We start from the raw sequence: 24,068 nt of genomic DNA on the forward strand, positions 1-24,068 counted from the left end.
TTAATGCCTTCAAATCTTATTGCCAAGTTTACCGATATTGCCCCTATCACGTCGTCTCAATCTGACAACGCTAGCCATTCATCGGTACAAACCAACAATCCAATAACTTGTTCAAACTGCCAAGCGTGTTGCTGCCGTTTAGAAGTGATGTTAATTACCGAAACCGGTGTACCTAAAGTCTATATAGCCAAAGATAATTGGGGCGGAGAAGTCATGCGCCGACTTGATGACGGTTGGTGTGCAGCACTAGACCGAGACACTATGATGTGTTCGATTTACGAAGTTCGACCGCTGATTTGCCGTGAATTTGAAATGGCCGAATACGAATGTGAATCTGAGCGCAAGGCGTTTGGGATTTAAGCCTTTTTATTGTGCACTGATGGTGTTAATCACCATTGAATCTAATTTAAAAAAACGAGATAAAAAGTAATAAACTTGCTGAAATATTATTAACGGTGACTTGCGCTTAAGGGGCTTCGGTCTTTATCATAAGCACTACTTTTTTAGGGTTAACAGAATCAGGCGTTAACCCAATTCTTTTTGGTTTTCAGGAGTAAGCATGCCAAAGATTAATCTGCTGTTATTGTGCGGCGGTGGCGGTGCAGAACACGATATTTCGTTAATGTCTGCACGTTTTTTTGAGTCATCACTGGCAACGTCAGATAAATTTTCGGTACTTAAATTAGTACTCGACGAACACGGGCATTACCACACCGAAGACGGTAAATTATGCGATTTAACCAATCGTCGTGAAATCCGTTTTGAAGACAACAACACTCCGGCATGGTCTGTTGATTATGTTATTCCTTGTATTCATGGGTTCCCTGGTGAAACCGGTGATATTCAGTCGTACTTTAACTTAATTCAACTACCCTATTTTGGTTGTGAATCTGAAGCCTCAAGTAACTGCTTTAACAAAATTACCGCTAAAATGTGGTTTTCTGCTCTAGGCGTACCTAATACGCCATACATTTTTTTACATCAACTTGACGATGATGCCATTAAGCAAACTGAAACGGCGTTTGATACTTGGGGCTCAGTGTTTGTTAAAGCCGCCTCTCAAGGCTCGTCTGTCGGCTGTTATAAAGTCGATGTGAAGGCCAATATTGCCAAGGTGCTTAAAGATGCCTTTAGCTACGCACCTTACGTAGTGGTTGAGCAAACCATCCATGCTCGCGAGTTAGAAGTGGCAGTATACGAATATCAAGGTGAAGTAGTAGCCACCTTACCAGGTGAGATTATTTGCGACAGCAATACCTTTTACTCATTTGAAGAAAAATACGCTAAAAACAGTAAAGCGCGCACCGATGTGGTTGCTGATAATTTAACAGCAGAGCTGAGTCAGCAAATTAGAGACTATGCCATTAAAGCTTTTAAAGGCATGAAACTGCGTCATTTATCGCGTATTGATTTCTTTTTAACTCAAGATAATCAAATTCTATTAAATGAAATCAACACCTTTCCAGGACTAACACCGATTTCGATGTTCCCGAAGATGTTACAAAATCACGGTCATGATTTCACTGAGTATTTAATTGATGTGATTGGCAGACAAGTCGATTTGTAGTAAAAGATTTTGTCATCAACAAAAGCGCGATAAACACGTTTATTTATGTGTAAACGAGACAAAAAAACAAGGCCAGCATATGCTGGCCTTGTTCATTTAAGTGTTTTCTCGAAAGCGTTTAGAAGCCTTCTACACCTGCCATGTCAGGTAATTGATGTGCAATCCCCTTATGACAATCGATACAGGTTTTTTCGCCGCTAGCCAGTGACGTTGAATGCATTTGCGATGCACGCTTAGACTGACGGGTAAAATCCATATAATCAAAGTTATGACAGTTACGGCACTCTAAAGAGTCATTGGCTTTAAGGCGGTTCCATTCATTTTCGGCTAAATGGCGACGCTTTGCTTCAAACTTTTCACGGGTGTTAATCGTGCCAAACACCTTACCCCACACTTCTTTAGACGCTTGCATTTTACGAGCAATTTTATCTGTCCAGTTGTGCGGTACGTGACAGTCAGGACACGTTGCACGCACACCGCTGCGGTTAGTAAAGTGGATCGTTGTTTGTAACTCTTGGTAAACGTTGTTTTCCATTTCGTGACAACCGATACAAAACTCTTCGCGGTTAGTTAATTCTAAAGCCGTGTTAAAACCACCCCAGAAAATAACCCCCGCAATAAAGCCACCGATGGTCAAAAAGCCAAGACTGTAATGGACACTCGGACGAAGCAGAATTTTCCATACCAGTTTTAGTTGTTCAAGCAGTTTTGCTATCATATTGACTCCTAGTGCTTAACCGCAGCTTTAGCTTTAATTAAGTGATCAATGTCAACGAAGTCATTTTCAACTAACAATTTCGCATCCAATTGCGGTGCATGGCACTGAGTACAGAAATAACGACGTGGTGATAAATCAGCCAAGAAATTATTATCACGGTCCATATAGTGAGTCACGCTCACCATCGGTGCCTGTGAATGGCCAGTACTAGTGCGTGCATGACACTGAATACATTTATTCACTTTAAGATCAATCTGATAACCATCAATCTTATGTGGAATTACCGGTGGCTGCATAGGATAGTTACGCACTTGCTTAACGTCAGTGTTGATCACCGCTTGCATGGCTGGCGGAGTCGGTTCAACGTTAATCGGTGCTAAACGCAATGTGTCGATTTTATCTTCAGGTACGCTGGTCGCCATTACGCTGACAGAGAACCCTAATAACGCGATAATCGATAATAATTTACCTGTTTTCATGGTCTGTCTCCTTAAGCCTTTACAATCTTAATGGCACATTTCTTATAGTCAGTTTGTTTAGACAAAGGATCTGTCGCATCTAATGTGACTTTATTAATGAGCTGACTGGCATCAAACCAAGGTACAAACACTAAGCCGACTGGCGGTTTGTTGCGACCACGCGTTTCAACACGAGTTTTAATCTCACCACGACGAGAAATTACACGAATCTCATCACCACGACGCAAACCACGCTTTTTAGCATCTTCTGGATGCATAAAACACACCGCATCAGGGAAAGCTTTATACAGTTCAGGTACACGTTGCGTCATTGAACCAGAATGCCAATGTTCGAGTACACGACCTGTCGATAACCAGATATCGTATTCTTCATCCGGCTCTTCTGCTGCAGGCTCATACGGTAATGCGAAAATAACTGCACGACCATCTGGCTTACCATAGAATTCAAAGTCTTTACCGGCTTTAACGTATGGATCAGACCCTTCACGGAAACGCCATTTAGTTTCTTTGCCGTTAACTACAGGCCAACGTAAACCATGCTCTTTATGGTAAACATCAAAGTCTGCTAAGTCGTGACCATGGCCGCGACCAAAGGTAGCGTATTCTTCAAACAAGCCTTTTTGCACATAAAAACCAAAGTGCTTCGCTTCATCATTTAAATATTTAGGATCAGCATCGCTTAATGGGAATTTATCAACATTGCCATTTTGGTAAAGCACCTCAAATAAGGTTTTGCCTTTAAATTGTGGATTAGCCGCTAATACATCCGCTGGCCACACTTCATCAGTGGTGAAACGTTTAGAGAACTCCATTAACTGCCACAAATCTGACTGTGACTCACCAGGAGCTTTAACCATCTGATGCCAAAATTGAGTACGACGTTCGGCGTTACCGTAAGCACCTTCTTTTTCTACCCACATGGCTGTTGGTAAAATTAAGTCAGCCGCTTGAGTTGTCACGGTTGGGTATGCATCTGACACCACGATGAAGTTTTCTGGGTTACGATAACCAGGTAATCCTTCTTCGTTAATGTTGGCGCCGGCCTGGATATTATTATTGACCTGAACCCAGTAGCAATTTAAATCGCCATCTTTTAAGCGACGGTTTTGCTCAACAGCATGATAACCAGGTTTAGGTGGAATAATGCCACTTGGGATCTTCCAAATATCTTCTGCGTGTTTTCTGTGTTCAGGGTTAGTCACTACCATGTCTGCAGGTAAACGATGTGAGAATGTACCCACTTCACGTGCGGTACCACAAGCAGATGGCTGGCCAGTTAACGAGAATGGGCTGTTACCTGGCGTAGAAATTTTACCCACTAATAAGTGAATGTTGTAAATCAGATTGTTACACCACACACCGCGGGTATGTTGGTTAAAGCCCATGGTCCAGAATGACGTGACTTTACGATCTGGATCAGCATAAAGCTCTGCCAATTCGATAAGCTTGTGTTCTGGCACGCCAGATAACTTACTCACAGACTCAACATCATAATCAGCAACAAATTTAGCAAACTCGTCGAAATCCATCGGTGTAGAGTCGCCAGCGGTCGCGACGTTTTTGGCTTTCATTTCTAATGGATGCGTTGGACGTAAACCATAGCCAATATCAGTGGTTCCCTTGCGGAAGTTAACATGCTTTTTGATGAAATCTTTATTCACTTTGCCATTTTGGATAATGTAGTTGGCAATAAAGTTAAGCATTGCTAAATCAGTTTGTGGCGTAAATACAATCGGCAAATCAGCAAGGTCAAATGAACGATGTTCAAAGGTCGACAACACGGCAACTTTAACGTGTGGTGCGCTTAAACGGCGGTCGGTTACACGAGTCCACAAAATTGGGTGCATTTCTGCCATGTTTGAGCCCCAAAGCACAAACGCGTCAGCCGCTTCCATATCGTCATAACAGCCCATCGGCTCATCAATGCCGAAGGTACGCATAAAGCCGCCCACGGCAGATGCCATACAGTGACGTGCGTTAGGGTCGATGTTGTTTGAACCAAAGCCCGCTTTCATTAACTTAACCGCAGCGTAGCCTTCCCATACTGTCCATTGACCAGAACCAAACATACCAACAGCAGTTGGACCTTTAGCTTTAATGGTGGCTTTCCAGCGCTCAGCCATAGTGTCGAAGGCTTTTTCCCAGCTAATTGGGGTAAATTCGCCATGTTTGTCGTATTTACCATCGGTCATACGCAACATAGGGGTTTGCAAACGATCGCGACCGTACATAATTTTAGAAAGGAAATAACCCTTAATGCAGTTTAAGCCGCGGTTCACTTCACTTTTCGCATCACCATGGGTAGCAACCACTTTACCGTCACGGGTGGCAACCATAACCGAACAACCTGTGCCGCAAAAACGACAAGGTGCTTTGTTCCATTCGAGTTTAGTTTGTTCAGAGCTAGTGATCAGGTTGCTTGCACTTGTTGGCAATGCTAAACCTGCAACACTTGCCGCTGCGATAGCGGCATTGGCTTTCATAAAATCGCGTCTATTCATTTTCATATTTCACCTTCTTCTAACACTTCACTTTGGTGATACACCATGGTGGCCGACAACACACCAGGAATGGCATTTATTGTTGATATATCATCCATCAACGATCGTTGGCTCGGACCTTCAACGACAACCACTAACTTAACGTCATTATTAGCTGACAACTCAGCATTTTCGATGGCCATTATTGTCTGTCTGACTTCAGCCATTTTCTCAGGTTTCACTTGGACAATTAGGCTGGTTACGTGCAGTTCATTGCTCATTACATCACTCTCATTTAATGATTTTAATTATTGGATTGATGGATTAACCAGCGCCTGGAGGCCCTGTCAGTATTTGGCTAAACCAAATACTAAAGCCAAGTGCACTAACGAGTAGCACTGATAAAATTGGCGCTAAAAACACGGTCAAAAAGATGAAAATTTTCAGCTCTAAGCCTTTCAAATTGGTAGTAACTTTACTCATAGACCCTCCAGTAGTGGGGGATAAAACAACACAGACTTATATTTGTTGTTTCTTAATTAGGACTCGGGGAATTTTACCGTTTATCAATTAACAAACTATATACTCACAAATTGGTAAACTAAGAGTTATATGATCTAGATCATCAAATTAGGTAAATCATTATTTAGATCGAAGTTCTTAAACATAAATATCGATTAAATAAAGACTTATTTACCGATTATTTGATGAATATCAACTTTTGCTAACATAATTAAATTATGTCTGCGCGCTGAACATGTTAATGAACTGTAGTAGACAAACGCCCATAAAAAAACCGACACCTTAACGGTATCGGTTTTGTAAAATAAAAATGGTTTTACTGTTAGCTCAAACGATAACGCAATACTTTGAGTGATTTTTGCTCATCGATGTCAGCAAATACACTTGGATTGTCAATGCGCTCAACATAGGTCAATTGCGGTGCTGTATTAGCCACTTGTTGCATTAAAAAATCACATCCAAGCTCCGGCGCATTGAGGCACAATAACACTTCCCCTTGCGGCGCTAACAAGTCTGGTAAACGTTTTAACAGACGTTCATAATCTTTGGTGGCCACAAAACTGCCACGTTGGTTGCTTGGCGGATCTGCCACGATTAAATCATAAGGCCCTAACTTTGTTAGCTTGCCCCAGGACTTAAAAATATCATGGCCTAAATAACGGGCACCAACAGGTAAATCATTGAGTAAATGGTTTTGCTTACCAATACTTAACGCCCCTTTGCTCATGTCCATATTAACCACTTCATCAGCCCCACCTTGCAAGGCAGCCACCGAAAAACCACACGTGTAAGCAAACAAATTAAGCACTTTTTTATGCTTAGTATGTTGTTTAACCCATGCACGGCCATTGGCCATGTCTAAAAAGAGGCCATGGTTCTGGCCACGCAGTAAATGCACCAAAAAGCGGGCGCCGTTTTCAGTCACCACGTGTTGCTCAGGCACCTCACCGTACAATAAGTCGCTAAAGGTTTGGCCACCATGGCGATATTGATAGACTAAATTCAGAAGCTGATTTGGGTATGTTGATTGCCAAAACGCCACAATGGCACTCACCAATTCATCACGCTGCTCATCGTCTAACATTTTAAAGCTCGTGAGCAGTAATACTGGTTTATACCAGTCTAAACAAAGGTGTTCATCGCCAGCAAATAAACCACCACGACCATGAAATAAACGGCAAACATCTTCACCAACGGTCAAATCAGGTAATACTTGTAAAAAACGCTTCATACACTCTCTTACTTAAATAAATGAGCCATCACACTATGATGGTTTAGTTTGATCAGCTTCAGCACTAACAGGGTTAGCATTATCGGAACTAGCGGCTACATCGGTAACGGTTTCTGTCTCGCTATCAACTGTATCTGTTGCGGTTTGCTCAACACTTAACGGCTCACTAATAATGTCTTCAACATCATCTGCCAGCAATATCGCTAACCAACCACCAGAGTGACTAGACTCAAGGCCAATTTTAACAATCATTGTTAATGGCACCGACAACAACATACCGACCGACCCCAGTAGCCACCCCCAAAAAATCAATGATAAAAATACCACTAGTGTAGATAAGCCTAGGCCGCGGCCCATAAAACGAGGCTCAATTACATTGCCCATCACCATATTGGTGCCTACATATAACAGCCCAGTAATGCCCGCTGCGCCAGGTCCCATTTGGATAAACGCCAATAACACCGCGGGTATAGCAGCAATAATCGACCCAATATTAGGAATATAATTAAACAAGAATGCAATCACAGCCCACAATAGCGCATAGTCAACGCCAATGATGCTCAGGCCTATTCCAATCACCCCTGCGGTAGCCAGGCTCACTAAGGTTTTAATCACCATGTATTGATTAACAGAGTGTAAAAACTTATCGATTTGCTTTAAACGCATGTCTGGATCGTCTAACGCTAAATGGAATTTTTTAGGCAGTGATTGTGCTTCAAATAACATAAACACAATGGTCAAAATAATCAGGAACAAATTGGCCATCACATTACCCACACCAGATAGCATATTGGTGGTCATGGATAGCGCCATACCGGGATCAAAATAATCGAGCACCTTTTGCTTAGATATTTGAATATTAAAGCTTTGTAGCTTTTCAATAATCCAAGCAAACTGTTCAATTAATTGCTGGCGATATACCGGCATCTGTTTTGAGAATTCATTAATTGAACTGCCCACCAAACTGGCTAGCCATAGCCCCATCAACACGATAAACGCCATCAACAAAATAATCGATAACCATTTAGGTATCCGATATTTAGACAACAACACAATGGCTGGGTTACAAATTACCGCCAAAAATGCTGACAGCACAAAAGGCACCACGATTGGACTGGCGGTTTTAATCCCCGCTAAAATAATCACCACACACGCCATAACCACAAAGCTGCGCACGGCCATTGACGACTGCTGTATTCCTTTCATAGGGTAAAAAATCCTTATTGCTACTTATTAAAATAATTGATTATGCTAAGCTAAACCCAGTAACGTGTTGCTAATTAAGTTAAATTTTATTGTTTTGCATCTTAACGTTGGCCATATTAGCAGCTAATCACATTTAAGGAATAACACACACAATATGAAACCAGAAACCGCTATTATACGCATTAAAAACCTACGTTTACGTACTTATATCGGCATTAAAGAAGACGAAATCAATAATCAACAAGATGTTATCGTTAATGTGGTTATTCATTATTGTGCCGACAAAGCTCGCAATAGCAACAATGTTGCTGATGCGTTGAATTATCGCACCATTACTAAAAAAATCATTGCCTTGATTGAAAATAATCGTTTTTCGTTATTGGAAAATCTTACCAACCAAACATTGGCTATTGCCAGCGAACATGATTGGGTTGAGTTTGCCAGTGTCGAAATAGACAAACCGCACGCACTGCGTTTTGCCGACTCGGTGTCAATGGAGTTGTGTTACCAAAAACCGCAATAAGCCAGTAACGGTATTAGCGGATGATCATTTTGATGTTGACGGCCGTATAATTGAGTTATATCGGCATACTTTATTGAGGGTGATATGAAAATTTTAATCACTGGCGCCACCGGCTTTGTAGGCCAACAGTTAGTGGGCTCGCTCACACAGCATCAACTGGTTATTTTGAGTCGTAACATCAGCGCAGCTAAAGCTAAGCTTGGCGAACAACACCAATACTGGTCAAGCTTGGCAGATAAAACCGAGTTAAATGACATTGATGCAGTGATCAATTTAGCTGGCGAACCCATAGTCGCAAAACGTTGGTCTACCAAACAAAAGCAGCTTATTTGCAATAGCCGCTGGGATATTACCGCCGCTATTAGCCAGCTTATCCGCAACAGCAGCAACCCGCCTCACACCTTTATTAGCGGCTCAGCAATAGGCTATTACGGTGCTCAAGATTCAACGCCTGTTGATGAAAAAAGCGGGTTTCACGCCGAATTTGGCCACGACATTTGCCAAAAATGGGAAGACCTCGCCCTGCAAGCACAATCGCAACAAACGCGCGTGTGCATTACTCGCATTGGCATTGTATTAGGTAAAAATGGCGGCGCGTTAGCCAAAATGTTACCACCGTTTAAGTTAGGGCTTGGCGGGCCAATTGGCAAAGGCGATCAAGGCATGAGCTGGATCCACATCAGCGACTTGGTAGGCTTAATAAACTATTTACTCGAGCACCCGCCTTTGCAAGGCGTGTTCAATGCCACTGCACCAAATCCGGTGAGTAACAAAGTCTTCTCACTAACCTTAGGTAAAGTGCTTAATCGACCAGCGATTATCACCACGCCTCCGTTAGCACTAAGACTGGCTATGGGTGAAATGTCACAGTTACTTATCGAAGGCCAATTTGTACTGCCCACCAATGCGCTCAAAGCCAGTTATGAGTTTAACTATACCGATATTGAAGCTGCACTCACTGATGTGGTGAGTTAAAAGCGTGGTGAGTTAAAAGCGTGGTGAGTTAAATGCCTGGCGAGTTGAATGGATTTGGGATTTGGGATTGGGTTTTGGATTGAGAGTGCTGTGAATAAATAATGCAGGACGGTGGTATAGCGGTAATTTGAGTTGTCACTTTAAGCTTTGTCGTTATGGCTTGCGGCCACCAATGTTGTGGTGCTTTGATCACACTAGGTCAAGAGGAGGCTAGACACCTCCGATTGCCCGATTAAGTTAACAAATTAGCTTCTCTATTGAGAGCCTCTGCCGCCCACTGATTTATACTCTGACCACTCAGCTCTGCTGCGGTTGCAACAGCTGCGTGAATTTCGGGACGAATGCGTAGCATTAATTTTCCTGAATAAGGTTTTTGAGGTGTTTTACCAATCTTTTTACACGCTTCTAAATAGTCATTGACTGCTTCTTCAAATGCTGTTTTTAGTTCAGAAACAGTTTCACCATGAAACCCAACAACGTCTTTTATACCTGCTATATGTCCAATAAAACACTCATCTTCTGAGCTAAACTCTATACGAGCAGCATAACCCTGATACACCATTGAATTACTCATGGTTCCACTCCTAGTTGTTTTAGAAAGGATCGCGCATCTTTGACTTGATATGGTTTTGCTTCTTTCTTTGGGTGCGGTCGATGGAAAGAAGCAATGACGCCGTTTTTATGGAACCTAACACGCGAGCCATTTCCTTCAATCACCTCAGCACCTATACATACAAACAGAGACTCAATATCCTTCCATACTAAAGAAGCAGACACTGGATCAGTATATATCGCTATCAAAGTGCGTTTTTGCTTTGAATTCATAAACAGGATGATATCATAACTTGATATCAAAACAAGTTTCAGGTTATACCAAGACTATCGTGGGCAGTATCTTGGCCATGCTAATTGTTGTTTGTTAGTGCCAATACCATTCAAACCTTGTCAATTTTTAAAATCCCGTTTCTTTGCTTAGAAAGATAAACAATAGCCACGCATTGTCCGTTTTTTATGTACGTATCGTGTTCTCGATTAGCATAAAAGTATCTCTCGGTAGCGTAATCGTTATACGTGAATTTTACCCCTGATACGATAAAAGTTTCTTCTCTACTATTACCTTGTACAATTTTGTGGTTGGTTATACAGCCCGATATGACCTGAGCCTTATTAGCCAAAATAGTATTTTGGACGTGATAAATATCCAATCCGTTAAAAAGTGCTGTGGTAAAAACAATCATAAATATGCTCACCGCAATAACTGCGATATGTTTAGATTTTAATTTGGTTAGAGCTGAGAGCGACTGTAGCAAAGGTGTGAATTTAAAAATCGCAACAACGACTGCGCCAGCGATTATTAAGCCAATTAAATTGAAACTAGCGTTGATGGACTCCACATTACTTACGAAGTAGGTACCGCTTGAAGGTTCTAACATCATACTTAACTTAAATCCATAAACTTGGCTGCTAACGCCGCATTAAGCGGACTAAAATAGTGGGTTAAAATGTGTAGCGAAGAGAAACCTAACCTACTGTTTTAGTTCTATTTAAATACTCTTGCCATACCGTTTTAGTGACGTATTACTTTCCTACTCAATACACCTACAAAAGTTGCGATTAAAGTTGCTCCTACTAGTGCCTCGGAAGAACTTAACAATCTCATTATCCAACGGTCTTCGAGGTACGATAAATCACCATAACCGAGAGTAGAAAAAGTTGTAAAAGAAAAATAGACGGACGTTGCAAATGAATCATCGATTCCAGGGTTTCCTGCAAATTGAAATATCAGTGAGTATATAAAAGCAACGATTATACAAATAGTTACCAAACGAAAAGGTTTAGTTCCATAACCAGTCGTTTTTCCCCATAACAAATCAAAAAACCATTCTTTGGCTGCTATTTTTGTTTTTTCTAAACGCATTTTATTATATAAAATGTGCTTACGATTCTCCGTTCGCTCTAGATTTAGGAAGTAATCAACTCTATGCCATAGGTTTGCATTTTCAAAGGCAACTCTAAATGACTTAAGATACTCTGGTAATTCTTTGCCTAACTGGGTTCTTTTTTTCCAGTTTTTGGCGAACGTACCATTTACGACAGTCATGTAATTTACTTTAATATTTTCTAGAAGTGTTGATTCAAGATAAATATCGCTAAGATCTGAACCAGAAAAATCTCCATTAATTAAACCAAAAGACCAAAGACAGGCACCAGTTAAATCTGATTCAATGAACCTAGTTCCAAACCCACCACTAGAAGCAAAAATAACACCTTTCAAATTACATTTTTCAAAAGTAGCCATCGTAAGCTCTGTTCGTTCCATATTTGTATTTTGGAAGTCACAGTTATAAAAACGAGCGTAATTTAATGATTTTACAGTCCAACTAGAATTTTTTGGAAATTTCTCGTGATATACATGAATACCTCTAAGATCATCTTGAGTTAATACCCAAAAATCATTTTCATCCATTTGACTCAGAGGATAATGCGGGTGTCCATAAGGGTCTTTGTTTTCAGGGTGTTCGAGTACATATGGATCTAAGATAGATCTAATTTCTACCCCATTTTTCATACCATCAATAACTTCATTTAATACCTTCTGGCCTAATTCAGTTTCCCACCTATTTTTTAAAAACCGTTGAGTAACTAAATCAAATGTAAAACCTTCATTGCTCATATAGATAAATCTCGATTAACGGTATAACAGCTTATTCAACAGCCAAATAAATTTAAAGTCAGCCATTTAAGTGATTGATTAATATCATCCTACATTTGCTATCTTATTGAAGTAAAGCAATTAATTGTGACTAAAAGACAAAAGCAAACCGTGCTTGCACATAAAGTAGGCTTCGGTGTCACGCTACAAAAATTAAAGACAACAATATCAGAGGATTACGATTTATGTATTTATCAACTGCTACAACTAACGCACGATTTTCAATCATTTTTTATCATAAACCGATGAAAAACCATTATATCTGTACATAAAACCAGCACGGTCCATATAAAAGTACTCATGCTGATTGTATGTTTAACGCTTTTGATTTTTTCACATGAGCAACAGGTGACTTGGGTACAAATAAAAGCTTGTTGGCAACGGTAAAGTGCATTGTGTTTGTGAGAGGCATTCGGGTAATGCTGCAACAACGGCCAGAGATTATTACACCACGATGTTAGTGGTCGTAGGCCATATCTTAAATACCCAATGAGACAAAATGAGCCAACAATGAGCCATCAATGAGCCTTCCCAACCCAATAGTCTTAAAAACACCTAAATAATAAACTGACTCAAACCAAATTATGAATAATATCGATGATGGGTTGGTAACGTTTTGCCAGCGGGCGGTGCTTCTTATTAATTAAAAATAATGGTTCACTGACGCCCTGCTTTGGATCATCTATACCATCGAGCTTGGCAATGCATATTTGGGCTTGCTGGGCAAAACTGTCTACGGCAAATTGTGGCAATACGGCAAAGGCTAAGCCTTTTGCTACTGGCACGAGTATCTGATTTAGCTGGTTAACGTAACTTCTTATTGGCACCTGCTGTGCCATGGCTTGCTTGTCATTAAAGTAATGATTCACAATTTGTTGCCAATAATGCATGCCATCGGGATGCGCTACCATGCCAAGTGCCATTAACTGTTCAAAGTTTATGGCGCTATCTTGATACTTTTTCGGCATCACAATACATAAAGCTTGCTGCCCAAGAGGTGTGAGTTCGAGCTCATCCATATGAACCGCTTGGGTGATAATGCCAAGCTCAACCTGGTTGGCTAACACATTGTCAATGATGCGCTTATTAGGTGCCGCCTCCAATGAGATTTGTAATTGCTGGTGTGGCTGTTGGTAGTCAATTAAATGCGGATAAAGTAATAATGCCAGCGAGCCAGAACATGCCACTCGGCACTCGCCAACATAAACATCATCAACAGCCAGTTGTGATAACAGTTGTTGTTGCTGTTGCTGCCAAAGTAAGGCTTGTTTATGTAGTTGAATGCCCGCCTCGGTGAGTTCAAAGCGTTTTCCAACCCGGTATAACAATGCTACACCCACTTGCTGTTCCAACTTTTTAATGTGTTGGCTCACGCCGGGCTGGGTCATAAACAGTTGTTCTGCCGTCTGAGTAAAATGCCCGACTTCAACTAACTTAATAAAAGTGGTTAACCATTGCTGATTTAACATGCCAAACTCCAACGCTAAACGATGTCGATAGCATAACAGCTTTGATAATTTGAGATTATCGATAAGTCTATTTTTGATAAGTCTTTTATTGATAATTCTTTTATTGATAAGCATGTTGAAAAACGAGTTATATGTTGATGTTAGCTAAGAGCAGATCCATCTTCGCTATTTACCGAGTAAAAAGAGCTGATCTCCTCTGCGGTTAAATAGCGCCACTGACCTTCTGGCACATCGAGTTCTACTGCACCAATTCGTTGCCGATGCAGCGCTACCACTTTATTGCCCACGGCAGCAAACATGCGTTTAACCTGATGAAACTTACCTTCAGTGAGTGTAAGTAACACCTGTTGTGCTGAGATAACCTCTAACTTTGCGGGTAAGGTCAGGCCCTTTTCGCCCTGTAATGCGATCCCATTGGCAAAGCGCTCGGCGACATCCTCTTTTATCGGTTTTGCCAAATCGACTCGATAAGTTTTGTAACACGCGTATTTGGGCGAGGTGATATTAAATGTCCAACGGCCATCGTCGGTTATTAACACCAACCCAGTGGTATCAGCATCTAAGCGCCCAGCAATATGAAGCTCCGACGGCCGCTCAATATCCAGTAACGAGAATACCGATGGATGAACCCCATCGACGTTTGAGCACAAGGTTTGCTGCGGCTTATGTAATAACAAATAACGAAAAGGACGCGGTACTAAGGTTTGCCCATTAAATTGCACCAGATTATTTTCATGCACTTGAGTGGCTTCATCGGTAACGGCAACGCCATTCACCCACACAGTGGCTTGAGCGATACAGTCGCTCACTTGTTGTTGCGTTAATTCGGTACTTTTACTGATAAAACGGTCAAGACGCATGTGATAGTGATACCCAGGATAATAATTTAAACCATCGCTAAACTATTTATAAACACGCAATAAACTAAGTCAGGCTGTTTAACGTATGTATTGGCAAACCCAATAACGACATCATACGCAATGCTTTCAGCGCAAGATACCTCAAGAATTATTGAAATGGCCTGGGAAGACCGTACGCCATTTGAAGCCATTGAACACCTGTATGGCTTAAACGAATCTGCTGTCATCAAATTGATGCGCAGTACCATGAAACCAGGTAGCTTTAAATTATGGCGCACGCGAGTTACAGGCCGAAAAACCAAACACCTTAAGCTACGACCAGAGGGAGTCGATCGTGGTTATTGCCCTACACAATATAAGCCGCGATCTAAATAGCCTGAGCGTGGGATAAAAAATGGCTTAAGCCAGCACAAAAAAAGGGAGATGCCAATGCATCTCCCTTTTTATTCATGTATCGGTCATGACTTCTCGCTATGAACTAACCTTCTTTTAGCATGTCACTGCACGACTTGTTTAATAGCTGCCTGCAACGCCACACACCAAGTGTTGAAACAATGGCGGCGCCAGCCACAGGTGCGATACCCCACCATGGCCAATGCATATACACAACCAACTCAAACACCTGCGTTTTTAGCATATACAAGGCAAACTCGGCCACGATGACCGCTAACAAGCCAGCAATGGCACCCAGTAGGGCAAACTCAAACCCAGTTGATGCCCGCAATAACCAACCTGATGCACCAAATGTGCGTAATACCGCTAACTCACGTTGACGAGTGGCCATACCGGCCTCGGTTTGGGCAATCAGCACTAGTGCACTGGCTAACAACACCAATGCTAATACTAGCGACAAAGACAAAGACACTTGTTCAATAATTTGCCTTAGCTGCCCTACCATAGCGCCAACATCAATAATCGACACCGTCGGGAATTGCCTAATTAATTGCAACACCACCTGGTCTGCCGTTAACGTGCTGCCATCGGCGGCCAATAGTTGATCATTAAGATGAAAACTGGCCATTGAAGTATACGCAAAAGGCTCAAGTGCTTTAGGGGTGAAAATCATGTAAAAGTTTGGCTGCAAGGTTTCCCACTGCACCTGTCTAATACTGGCAACCGTGACTGATAAATCCTGGTTATCGATTCGATAAGTCAGTTTATCACCCAGTTTAAGCTCCAAACGCTCAGCCACACCAGATTCAACAGACACCTCATCGTCGGTTTGATTAAACTGACCCTCAAGCAATTTGTTATTGGGCGGCAAGGTATCACGATAAGTTAAGTTTAACTCACGAGAGATCCCCACTCGACCTTCAACGCCATCGTCAGCTTGTTTACCCGAGATCAACTCTTCATCATTAATATGGGTTAAGCGTCCGCGCACAACCGGGTAAATATCGGTGGCTTTTATATGATTGAGGGTTAAAAAGTCATCGAGCGGTTTACTGTCTTCAGGGGCAATGTTAACCAAAAAGTAATTAGGCGCATTTTCTGGTAACTGCTTTTGCCACTCGTTAAGCAAATCTTGTCTTAAGGCCAAAATAGTTAGCAGCAACACCAAAGCACTGCTAAAGCCGACCAATTGCACCGCATTTTGACGAGCTCGGCGACGCAGCCCAGCCAAAGCAAGTTGCAATGGATTGGTGGTTCTCATGCCAATGCCGTGACCGAGGCGGATCATCACAAACCCTAATAGGCTCAGTAACACGCCAAGTAACATGACCGCTAACACGACAGTCATCGTCAGCGCGAGGCTTCTTGAATACAAATACCCTAAAAGCGCCATCGCCGCTAAGCTGAGAAGCAAATGCAACCACATGCCGAGCTGTAAACCCTCAAGCTGACGTTGCAGCACCCGCAGTGGAGGAATCGCCAATAAACGCATTAACGGATAAGCCGAAAACATAAACGCACTGATTAAGCCGGTGCTGACACCGAGTAATACCGGGCGCAAGTAAGGCGGTGAATACGCCGCGATTTCGGGCGGTAAAAACGCTGTGATACCAAGGTCGAGTAACAAGCCACCGATTAAACCAAGCGCAATACCGAGTAGTGTCACTAAAGATAAATGTAACCCAAATAACACACGGATTTGTTTACCCGACGCGCCAAAGGTTTTCAGCATCGCGACCACATCATAATGGCGTTGACAATAACGCTGCGCCGCAATACCGATAGCCGCACACGCCAATGCAATACCCAATAAACTGGCTAGCAATAAAAAGCGCTCAGCGCGTTGTACCGCGGAGGCAATCGGTGAATCACCAGATTGCACATCAACCCAGCGCTGGCTGTTATTGAGTAGTGGTTTAGCTTGTAGTTCAAAATCAACCAATTGCTGCGCATCACCGGTAAACTGGTACAGGTAGGTCACACGGCTGCCCGGCTGAATAATCCCCGTAGCAGCGACATCATTTAGATGAATAAGCAACACAGGTGATGAGGCAAATGGATTAAAACCGGCATCGGGTAAGCGACTGATTTCTTCGGTTAGTGATAACTCACTGTTACCTAACTCAATGCTTTTAGGGTATCCAAGCAAGCCTCCTAAACGATTTTCATACCAGGCCTGGCCAGTTTGCGGTAACGCGCGCGTTATGCCGGTGCTGAGCTCAATGTCGCCTTTTAACGGGTAACCATCCCCCACCGCTTTGACGGTCACTAATTGAAATTTATCACCCGAATAGACCATCGAGTTAAATTGCATATTGGTGACATGGGCAAGGCCAATGTCGTCTGCAATGGTTAACACTTTAGGGTCTAACTCAACGGGTGAATCGATAATACGATCGGCTGCAATAAAGTTTGCGGCTTCACCATTAATGGCCACTTGTAAACGCTCGCTAACCCGAGCAAGCCCAGTAACCGACAGCACAGCTAAGGTTATGGCCAATACAATCAGCACTAGCTGACCTTGAGCAAGCTCGCGTTTAAATAACCGCCAAGCAATACGCCACTCCATTAGCTTACCTCCTCGGCCTGCTCAACAACGTCTTTCATTGCATCACGAGTATTTGCTGCTGGTTCAGACAAATGACCATTTTCCATAACAAGCTGTCTTGCACAGCGCTGTGCAAGGTGTAAATCATGAGTAACGAGTACCAAGGTTGTGTCACTTTCTTGGTTAAGGGCAAATAACATGTCGGCAATTTTATCGCCGTTGACACTGTCTAAGTTACCGGTTGGCTCATCGGCAAACAGCACTTTAGGTTCACAAATAAATGCTCTGGCAATTGCAACTCGTTGCTGCTCACCGCCAGACAATTGTTTCGGTAAATGATTTAAGCGATGCGACAAGCCAACACGTTCAAGCATCGCCTGGGCTTTTTGCTTGGCATCGGTAACGCCTGCAAGCTCTGCAGGTAACATCACGTTTTCTAACGCGGTTAAAGTGTCGACCAACATAAAGGATTGAAAAATAAAGCTGACTTTTTGCTTACGCAGTGCGGCTTTTTGCTCTTCGTTTAGCCCTGACAATGCGACACCATCAAGCACTATCTCACCTGAGGTTGGTGTGTCTAAAGCGGCTAATAATCCAAGTAAGGTTGATTTACCCGAACCCGATGGTCCAAGAATAGCAATGCTGTCACCTTGCTTGACTTCTATATTAATGCCGTTGAGGATAGTCAACTCTCCCTCTTGGGTCACTACAGTTTTATTAAGGTTAGTTACAGTTATGGCATTGGTATTTCGAACGATATTATTAGACATACAATCCTTCTTCTTTTTGTCGCTTAAACGCATGTTAGCTACTGCATTTACGCTAATGTTAATGTGCGCGCCTACCTATGCTGCCACGGTTTTGATACTAGGTGATAGTTTAAGTGCAGGCTATGGCATGCCAGAAAATCAAGGTTGGGTACAATTACTGCGAAACGAACTGCCTCAACATGAGATTGTTAATGGTTCTGTCAGTGGCGAAACAACTGCAGGAGGCTTACGCAGGCTCCCGAGTTTACTGGACTCTAGCCAACCAGACATTGTTGTTATTGAGCTCGGCGGTAACGATGGTCTGCGTGGATTCCCACCAAATCAGTTGAAATCAAATCTTACAAAAATCATCACGCAATCACAGGAGCACGGCGCCAAAGTGTTGCTGACCGAAATCATGGTGCCACCAAATTACGGACCTCGCTACACAAAAATGTTCACTGATGTGTATCATGAATTGGCAGATGAATACTCGCTCAGCCTAGTGCCATTTTTTATGCAAGATATCGCGGCAGATAAAAGCTTGATGCAACGTGATGGCATTCACCCAAATGAGTTGGCACAAGATAGAATTACGCAATGGATGCTGCCTTGGATCACAACAGCAATAGATAAGTAACTATTTAAATTTTATAAGTTTCACAGCAAATGTTAAAATGTTTTGCATAAAGTGAACGAAAGTCATTTTATTTTCAGTATCAATGTTTAGAATGGATGCTCAGCAAGCAATTAAATAACGATAAACTTTAGACAATTAGACAATTTAAGGAAATAACATGTCCGTCAGTCGTCAAAAAAAAGTATATTTACCTAGTGCGACCCGTAAAAACCAGTACATCACTATCGGCTTTCCTTTAACTGATGAATACCTTAATGCCTACAGTAGTTTAGAAACTTGTTACGATGAATTCAGTAAACTAGTATACCAACTCGCTGAAAAACAAGAGCTGTATAATGTGCATGTGGTTACCACAGATAAATTACCTATGGTGCGCTTTCACAGCGAAGCATATTGTTTAAGTTCAAATGAACAACTGCGTTTCTTTTATAATCCTGCGCATCATGAAGCGAATCGCCTTCACAGCACGCCAGGCTTTAGAGCGCGTAAATTACGTATTGTCTTTTTAGCGACAGGTGATGACTTACGCAGCAACGCTGCCAGTTTTCACACTAAAATCCAGCAATTTATTGCCGAACTCAAGCCGCTGTTACCCGTGAAAGATGTACCGATTAAAATTCGCGACCACCAGCATATCTCTTATGACTTTTTTGCTAAAGCAAAGGGCCTAAAAGAAACTTATGGCTATAAGTTACGTGCGGTAGATAGCCGTTATCAACGTCGTCACTGTGAATTACCTGAAAACGTCAGTACATTGAACTACGTCACCATTAACATTCCTGTCGATCGCCGAATTAAAAAGCAATTGTTGGCTAATGACACGGTCGATTTTGGTGCTGTTTATCAAACGGTTTATGACAAATTTATCCAAGCAACCCAAAGTAAGCAACTAAAGCGCGTCGCGATGGTGGCTAATGGCAAGTTGCCGCTAGTGCGTAACAGTAAGTACGAGCAGCTCACCAGCACTGATGAGTTTCAAATGATTGGTTTTGACCCTCACGCCCAATCTCCAGAACCGATTGGCCACTGGGACAGCAATAAGCTCGTCGATGTTTTCCGCTTTGTGATTGTTGCTGGTAAGAGTGACGAAACCGATGAAGGCTATGGCCGCTTTATGAATCAAGTAGAAGATGCATTACGCATGTTTACTCAAGATTTTGATATTGATAAAGAACATGTCGATGTGATTTTACGCTTCCACCAGCACATCAGTTATAAAGCTCAGTAATGATGTCATATTGATTGTTATGCTTATCTAAAACAAAAACGACAGCCAAGGCTGTCGTTTTTTTTATCATTCTTTACACTTATACTGATTGATTACGTTCAACCAATTTGTTCATCACGGCGTTAACCGATAACGAAGCACCATGGGCAATTTTATCGGCCAGCTTTTTCTTCATCTGATATCGAATTTTAATCACTTGGTGTGTTTTGACTAAGTTTAAAATAACATCATCGCTAGTTGAAATCTCATCAATCAACCCTAAATCAATCGCTTGTTGACCATACCAATGCTCGCCTGTGGCCACCTTAGCAATGTCCATTTCTGGACGGTAGCGGCCAACAAACTCTTTAAATAACACGTGGGTTTCTTCAAGCTCTTGTTGAAACTTGGCGCGGCCTTCATCGGTATTTTCACCAAAGATAGTTAAGGTGCGCTTAAAGTCGCCCGCAGTATGTTGTTCGTAATCAATATCATGCTTTTTAAGCAAACGGTTAAAGTTCGGCACTTGCGCCACAACGCCAATAGAACCGACAATCGCAAAGGGAGCCGCATACACTTTATTGGCCACACAAGCCATCATATAGCCACCGCTCGCAGCCACTTTATCGATACAAATCGATAATGGGATATTGGCTTGACGTAAACGGTCTAATTGGCTTGAAGCAAGGCCATAGCCATGCACCATGCCGCCGCCACTTTCTACATTCACCAACACTTCATCATCTTTATCGGCAATGGTTAAAATAGCTGTGACTTCTTCACGCAGTGAGGCAACCTCACCCGCATCGATACTGCCTTTAAAATCGATAACAAAGACTTTACCCTTGGTGACATCTGCTTTATCAGCGGCTTTTTCATCAGCCTTAACCTGTTTTTCATAAGCTTTAAATTGCTTTTTAGACAACAACTCTTCTTTCAACTGATGCTTAAGTTGCAATAGCTCATCTGAAATATCGGTCAGGCGTAATTCACCTTTTTCAGCTTTGTTTTTCATGCTACTGGCTAACACCAATACCACTACAGCCATTATTGCTATCACAATCGTCACGGCTTTAGCTAAAAATAAGCCGTATTCATATAAAAATTCCAAATTTCACTCCACAAAGGAAAAACAGTCTGCCGACATTTTATCAGTAATTACCGATAAATAGAGAATAAAAAACCCAGCAATTTGCTGGGTTTTAAGTCAAAACGGCGACTAATTAGTAACGATTAGTTACAGCTTTTAATCACATCACTGTTTGATACCACAATAGTGGCTTGTCCAGCGCCTGCACTCTTAGCAAAGCCAGCAACCTGAGCTTGCATTTCAGCCGTTGCCGCAGCAGCCATACCATCGGTAACACCTGGTACTTCACTAGGGCTAACAATTGAACTGTGGTGACCTTTAGAGAAACGCACCGCACCTGAACCTGGCATAGTTGCATCTACGCAATCTAAACCGATAGCGGCAATTAATGGCTCTGTACCTGATAGTGGGAAATTAGCCACACTGTTCGGTAAGGTTTGGTCAGGTAAGTTATTAGCATCATCGCCCGCGATTTCGATTAAATGAACCGGGATCTCTGTCGCAGCTAACATACCAGCATGGTTTAATGGATCCGCTGAATCAATGGCAGTTTGTACAGCCAGTGCAAATGATGGAATAAACCCAGCATAAACAGCCTGTACTAATGCTTCGTACTCAGCAGTACCTTCTTCATAACCTGCAGTGTTAGCAGCCGTTAATAGCGCAGCAAACGTGCTAGACGCCGTTACGTTAGCAAACAATTGTGGACCAAATGCAGCAGAGCCAGCAAATGAACCTGCTAAACCACCCGCTGGAGCCACTAGTGACGCTGCATTAATGGCATAAGGGTTACCTAATGACGCACCTGTAGACGGGTCTCTCAAACCAGTACTGGCGTATGTCGAGAAAGTTGTACCGACAATACCGCCTAAGCTTAAACCTTGAGCACTGATTTTAGAGACATCAAACACTTGTGGTTGGTTAGCAGCCGCTAATTGTCCTGCCATACCCTCTAATAATAAACGCAATGCTAAATGATCTAGCGTTGCCTGGCGGAAGTTATCACGCACAGTTAAGGTACTGGCAATGTTAACAAACACGAGTGGATTACCATTAGTAAATGCATCAGGTTTACCAATTAAGTTACCAAATGCAGGTGCCGTTGCAGATATTTCATAAGCGCCACCATTGCCAATCTCAAATGAGCGCTCACCGTGCAGTGGCATATCGATTGAAATCGTCGCGATACCGGCCGCAGCATAAGTACCTGCATAGGCTAGGTTCATTTCTTTACCGCCACCTAAACCGTGCATGGTAATCGTTGTTGGCCAGCCACTTGTTGGTGGAACAAATGTGCCACCTTGAGCGGTTGTAAATGCTGCAAGTTTGGCTGCATTTGGCAAGGTAATTTGCACCGGAATCGTTTCATACCCTTTAATTGCAGGGATAGGATTAAGACGCGTTAAGTGCTTGGTTTTATCCGCTGCAGTGCCATCATCCAATTTCCACTGTTTACCGGCAAGTAATGCAGGATTCGCTAACGCAGCTTGTGCATCAACACCTTGCTCAGATGCTTGAGTAAAAAAGTTGGTTTGGCTTAACGTGCCAGCTTGTAATGCCAATAACACTGATACAGGGCTGTCACCCTGAGCAAACCAGCGACCATTTGGCGCGGTTGGCGCACCATCGACAACCGGAATCACACAACTAGCAGAAGAACAGTTACCATAAAATGGCACTTTAATTTCAGCTTTATACACATCAGCCATATCAGCTAATACGTATGCAACACCACTGGCTGAAGTTAATCCTAACGCCTGAGCAGCAGTGTAACCCGCTGGAGTTGGCGTTTGAGTAAAAGCAGGTTTATATGGGTCGCTAGACGCCATTAACAACTTAGCCGTCTCATAAACATTGGTTATCGACTGCGTAGTAAATAAGCCTGAGAAAATAATGTTTTCAGAATCAACACCGTGCTCAGCAGCAACGCCTTTTTCATAGCTATTAACTAAGCCTTGTAATTGTAATTGAGCAGCAGTTTCTAGCGGCTTTGTTTCAATGTCTAACTTAAGTAAGTTATATGTTGTAGAAGGCGCAATACTGCGACCTAACGAATCCTGAATTAAGTCTGTTGCCACATATAAATATGATTGAATGGGTTTTAAAGGCTTAAGTGGCACAATCACCACACTGCTACCTGATGCTTTAGTGATAAAATCAACACCAAAGGTTAATTCTTCACCCACTTTACAAGCTGATACTGATGCTTGTGAAGTACATTCAGGATCGGTAGAAAGCGAACCTCCTACTGTGGCTTCAAAAACGCGAACAGCACCTGGCTGAAATACCGATGCAGCATCAATGGTGAGTGCATTACCCTGTAGATCGTTTGCTAGCTCCATAGTTATTGAAATTGGTGAGCTAGTTGACCATCCATCTAATGCACCAAGTGCGATTGAAGGATTGGTGTAATCGACACCGGTTTCACCCGGGATAGACAAGGTACCATCTGTAGTACCACTAAACAGTAAATCGTTAGGTAGCGGCAGTTTGCCATTAGCTGGATCAAACTGAACGTACGACAGAGGCACTAATGGTTCAGCTTTTTCTTTTGCTTCGTTAAAACTATCACCGCCACATGCCGTCAAACCGAGAGCAGATGTTATTGCAACACCCAAAATGAGTCTTTTCATCTTTTTTCCCCAAATCTTGTTTTAATAATTTTGTTTTCCCCAAGAATTGGTCACAATAGTCCAAT

General features: G+C 42.4%; 24 protein-coding genes. 7 read left to right on the plus strand and 17 right to left on the minus strand.

What is annotated here, in order from left to right; all coding sequences use genetic code 11:
• Nucleotides 1–3 precede the first annotated feature (3 nt).
• Complete coding sequence (locus tag AC19MX_RS08590; protein ID WP_498297652.1) at nucleotides 4–360, plus strand: YkgJ family cysteine cluster protein; 357 nt, start codon at nucleotides 4–6, stop codon at nucleotides 358–360.
• Between the two features lie 199 nt (nucleotides 361–559).
• Complete coding sequence (locus tag AC19MX_RS08595; RefSeq protein ID WP_498297654.1) at nucleotides 560–1,567, plus strand: D-alanine--D-alanine ligase; 1,008 nt, start codon at nucleotides 560–562, stop codon at nucleotides 1,565–1,567.
• A 118-nt stretch (nucleotides 1,568–1,685) separates the two neighbouring features.
• Here AC19MX_RS08595 and AC19MX_RS08600 read toward each other — a convergent pair whose 3' ends face one another.
• The 7 genes from AC19MX_RS08600 to AC19MX_RS08630 all read right to left on the minus strand — a co-directional run bounded on the left by AC19MX_RS08600 (nucleotide 1,686) and on the right by AC19MX_RS08630 (nucleotide 8,203).
• A complete protein-coding gene (locus AC19MX_RS08600) occupies nucleotides 1,686–2,273 on the minus strand; it encodes a cytochrome c3 family protein (protein WP_432399847.1) in 588 nt (195 codons plus the stop codon).
• 20 nt (nucleotides 2,274–2,293) lie between these two features.
• A complete protein-coding gene (locus AC19MX_RS08605) occupies nucleotides 2,294–2,764 on the minus strand; it encodes a nitrate reductase cytochrome c-type subunit (RefSeq protein ID WP_498297656.1) in 471 nt (156 codons plus the stop codon).
• 11 nt (nucleotides 2,765–2,775) lie between these two features.
• A complete protein-coding gene (napA, locus tag AC19MX_RS08610; RefSeq protein WP_498297657.1) occupies nucleotides 2,776–5,265 on the minus strand; it encodes a nitrate reductase catalytic subunit NapA in 2,490 nt (829 codons plus the stop codon).
• A gap of 2 nt (nucleotides 5,266–5,267) precedes the next feature.
• Nucleotides 5,268–5,525, minus strand: a complete 258-nt coding sequence (locus AC19MX_RS08615) for a chaperone NapD (protein WP_432399820.1) — start codon at nucleotides 5,523–5,525, stop codon at nucleotides 5,268–5,270.
• Nucleotides 5,526–5,568: 43 nt separating this feature from the next.
• A complete protein-coding gene (locus tag AC19MX_RS08620; protein ID WP_432399821.1) occupies nucleotides 5,569–5,727 on the minus strand; it encodes a periplasmic nitrate reductase, NapE protein in 159 nt (52 codons plus the stop codon).
• A 361-nt stretch (nucleotides 5,728–6,088) separates the two neighbouring features.
• Nucleotides 6,089–6,997, minus strand: a complete 909-nt coding sequence (locus tag AC19MX_RS08625) for a class I SAM-dependent methyltransferase (RefSeq protein ID WP_498297659.1) — start codon at nucleotides 6,995–6,997, stop codon at nucleotides 6,089–6,091.
• 33 nt (nucleotides 6,998–7,030) lie between these two features.
• The gene (locus AC19MX_RS08630) at nucleotides 7,031–8,203 is read right to left on the minus strand and encodes an AI-2E family transporter (protein WP_498297661.1); all 1,173 of its coding nucleotides are present in this window, start codon (nucleotides 8,201–8,203) and stop codon (nucleotides 7,031–7,033) included.
• Between the two features lie 154 nt (nucleotides 8,204–8,357).
• Between AC19MX_RS08630 and folX the strand changes: the two genes are divergently transcribed.
• Both folX and AC19MX_RS08640 read left to right on the plus strand, forming a co-directional pair.
• Nucleotides 8,358–8,726 (plus strand): dihydroneopterin triphosphate 2'-epimerase, encoded by a 369-nt coding sequence (gene folX, locus AC19MX_RS08635; RefSeq protein WP_248970602.1) that lies wholly within the window; start codon nucleotides 8,358–8,360, stop codon nucleotides 8,724–8,726.
• An 84-nt stretch (nucleotides 8,727–8,810) separates the two neighbouring features.
• Nucleotides 8,811–9,701 (plus strand): TIGR01777 family oxidoreductase, encoded by an 891-nt coding sequence (locus AC19MX_RS08640; protein ID WP_498297663.1) that lies wholly within the window; start codon nucleotides 8,811–8,813, stop codon nucleotides 9,699–9,701.
• 232 nt (nucleotides 9,702–9,933) lie between these two features.
• Here the strand turns inward: AC19MX_RS08640 and AC19MX_RS08645 are convergent, their stop codons facing one another.
• From AC19MX_RS08645 to AC19MX_RS08670, 6 genes are all read right to left on the minus strand, one after another.
• The gene (locus tag AC19MX_RS08645; protein ID WP_188925488.1) at nucleotides 9,934–10,275 is read right to left on the minus strand and encodes a type II toxin-antitoxin system HicB family antitoxin; all 342 of its coding nucleotides are present in this window, start codon (nucleotides 10,273–10,275) and stop codon (nucleotides 9,934–9,936) included.
• Nucleotides 10,272–10,526: a type II toxin-antitoxin system HicA family toxin gene (locus tag AC19MX_RS08650; RefSeq protein WP_188925489.1), complete on the minus strand. Its 255-nt coding sequence runs from the start codon at nucleotides 10,524–10,526 to the stop codon at nucleotides 10,272–10,274. Before AC19MX_RS08650 ends, AC19MX_RS08645 begins: the two co-directional genes overlap by 4 nt.
• A gap of 110 nt (nucleotides 10,527–10,636) precedes the next feature.
• The gene (locus AC19MX_RS08655; protein ID WP_498297664.1) at nucleotides 10,637–11,137 is read right to left on the minus strand and encodes a hypothetical protein; all 501 of its coding nucleotides are present in this window, start codon (nucleotides 11,135–11,137) and stop codon (nucleotides 10,637–10,639) included.
• A gap of 131 nt (nucleotides 11,138–11,268) precedes the next feature.
• Nucleotides 11,269–12,375, minus strand: a complete 1,107-nt coding sequence (locus tag AC19MX_RS08660) for an ion channel (RefSeq protein ID WP_498297666.1) — start codon at nucleotides 12,373–12,375, stop codon at nucleotides 11,269–11,271.
• 611 nt (nucleotides 12,376–12,986) lie between these two features.
• A complete protein-coding gene (locus tag AC19MX_RS08665; RefSeq protein ID WP_498297668.1) occupies nucleotides 12,987–13,883 on the minus strand; it encodes a LysR family transcriptional regulator in 897 nt (298 codons plus the stop codon).
• Between the two features lie 140 nt (nucleotides 13,884–14,023).
• Entirely contained in the window at nucleotides 14,024–14,743 is a 720-nt protein-coding gene (locus tag AC19MX_RS08670; protein ID WP_498297670.1) for a pseudouridine synthase, read from the minus strand.
• A gap of 120 nt (nucleotides 14,744–14,863) precedes the next feature.
• Here AC19MX_RS08670 and AC19MX_RS08675 point away from each other — a divergent pair, with 120 nt between their 5' ends.
• The gene (locus AC19MX_RS08675) at nucleotides 14,864–15,118 is read left to right on the plus strand and encodes a TIGR03643 family protein (RefSeq protein WP_432405295.1); all 255 of its coding nucleotides are present in this window, start codon (nucleotides 14,864–14,866) and stop codon (nucleotides 15,116–15,118) included.
• 103 nt (nucleotides 15,119–15,221) lie between these two features.
• On the opposite strand, the gene AC19MX_RS08680 is transcribed toward AC19MX_RS08675, so the two are convergent.
• Complete coding sequence (locus tag AC19MX_RS08680; protein ID WP_498297672.1) at nucleotides 15,222–17,705, minus strand: ABC transporter permease; 2,484 nt, start codon at nucleotides 17,703–17,705, stop codon at nucleotides 15,222–15,224.
• Nucleotides 17,705–18,454 carry an ABC transporter ATP-binding protein gene (locus AC19MX_RS08685; RefSeq protein WP_498297673.1) on the minus strand — a complete coding sequence of 250 codons (750 nt, stop codon included), beginning with the start codon at nucleotides 18,452–18,454 and terminating at the stop codon, nucleotides 17,705–17,707. Before AC19MX_RS08685 ends, AC19MX_RS08680 begins: the two co-directional genes overlap by 1 nt.
• A 61-nt stretch (nucleotides 18,455–18,515) precedes the next feature.
• On the opposite strand from AC19MX_RS08685, the gene AC19MX_RS08690 reads away from it, so the two are divergent.
• Nucleotides 18,516–19,073: an arylesterase gene (locus AC19MX_RS08690; protein WP_498297750.1), complete on the plus strand. Its 558-nt coding sequence runs from the start codon at nucleotides 18,516–18,518 to the stop codon at nucleotides 19,071–19,073.
• A 157-nt stretch (nucleotides 19,074–19,230) separates the two neighbouring features.
• Nucleotides 19,231–20,301 carry a DUF3083 family protein gene (locus AC19MX_RS08695; RefSeq protein ID WP_432405279.1) on the plus strand — a complete coding sequence of 357 codons (1,071 nt, stop codon included), beginning with the start codon at nucleotides 19,231–19,233 and terminating at the stop codon, nucleotides 20,299–20,301.
• Nucleotides 20,302–20,380: 79 nt separating this feature from the next.
• Here AC19MX_RS08695 and sohB read toward each other — a convergent pair whose 3' ends face one another.
• Together sohB and AC19MX_RS08705 are read right to left on the minus strand one after the other, a co-directional pair.
• Nucleotides 20,381–21,391, minus strand: coding sequence for a protease SohB (gene sohB, locus AC19MX_RS08700; RefSeq protein ID WP_432405276.1), 1,011 nt, complete (start codon nucleotides 21,389–21,391; stop codon nucleotides 20,381–20,383).
• Between the two features lie 122 nt (nucleotides 21,392–21,513).
• A complete protein-coding gene (locus AC19MX_RS08705) occupies nucleotides 21,514–24,003 on the minus strand; it encodes a VolA/Pla-1 family phospholipase (RefSeq protein ID WP_498297675.1) in 2,490 nt (829 codons plus the stop codon).
• Nucleotides 24,004–24,068 lie beyond the last annotated feature (65 nt).

The organism is Shewanella sp. MF05956, from assembly GCF_059758055.1.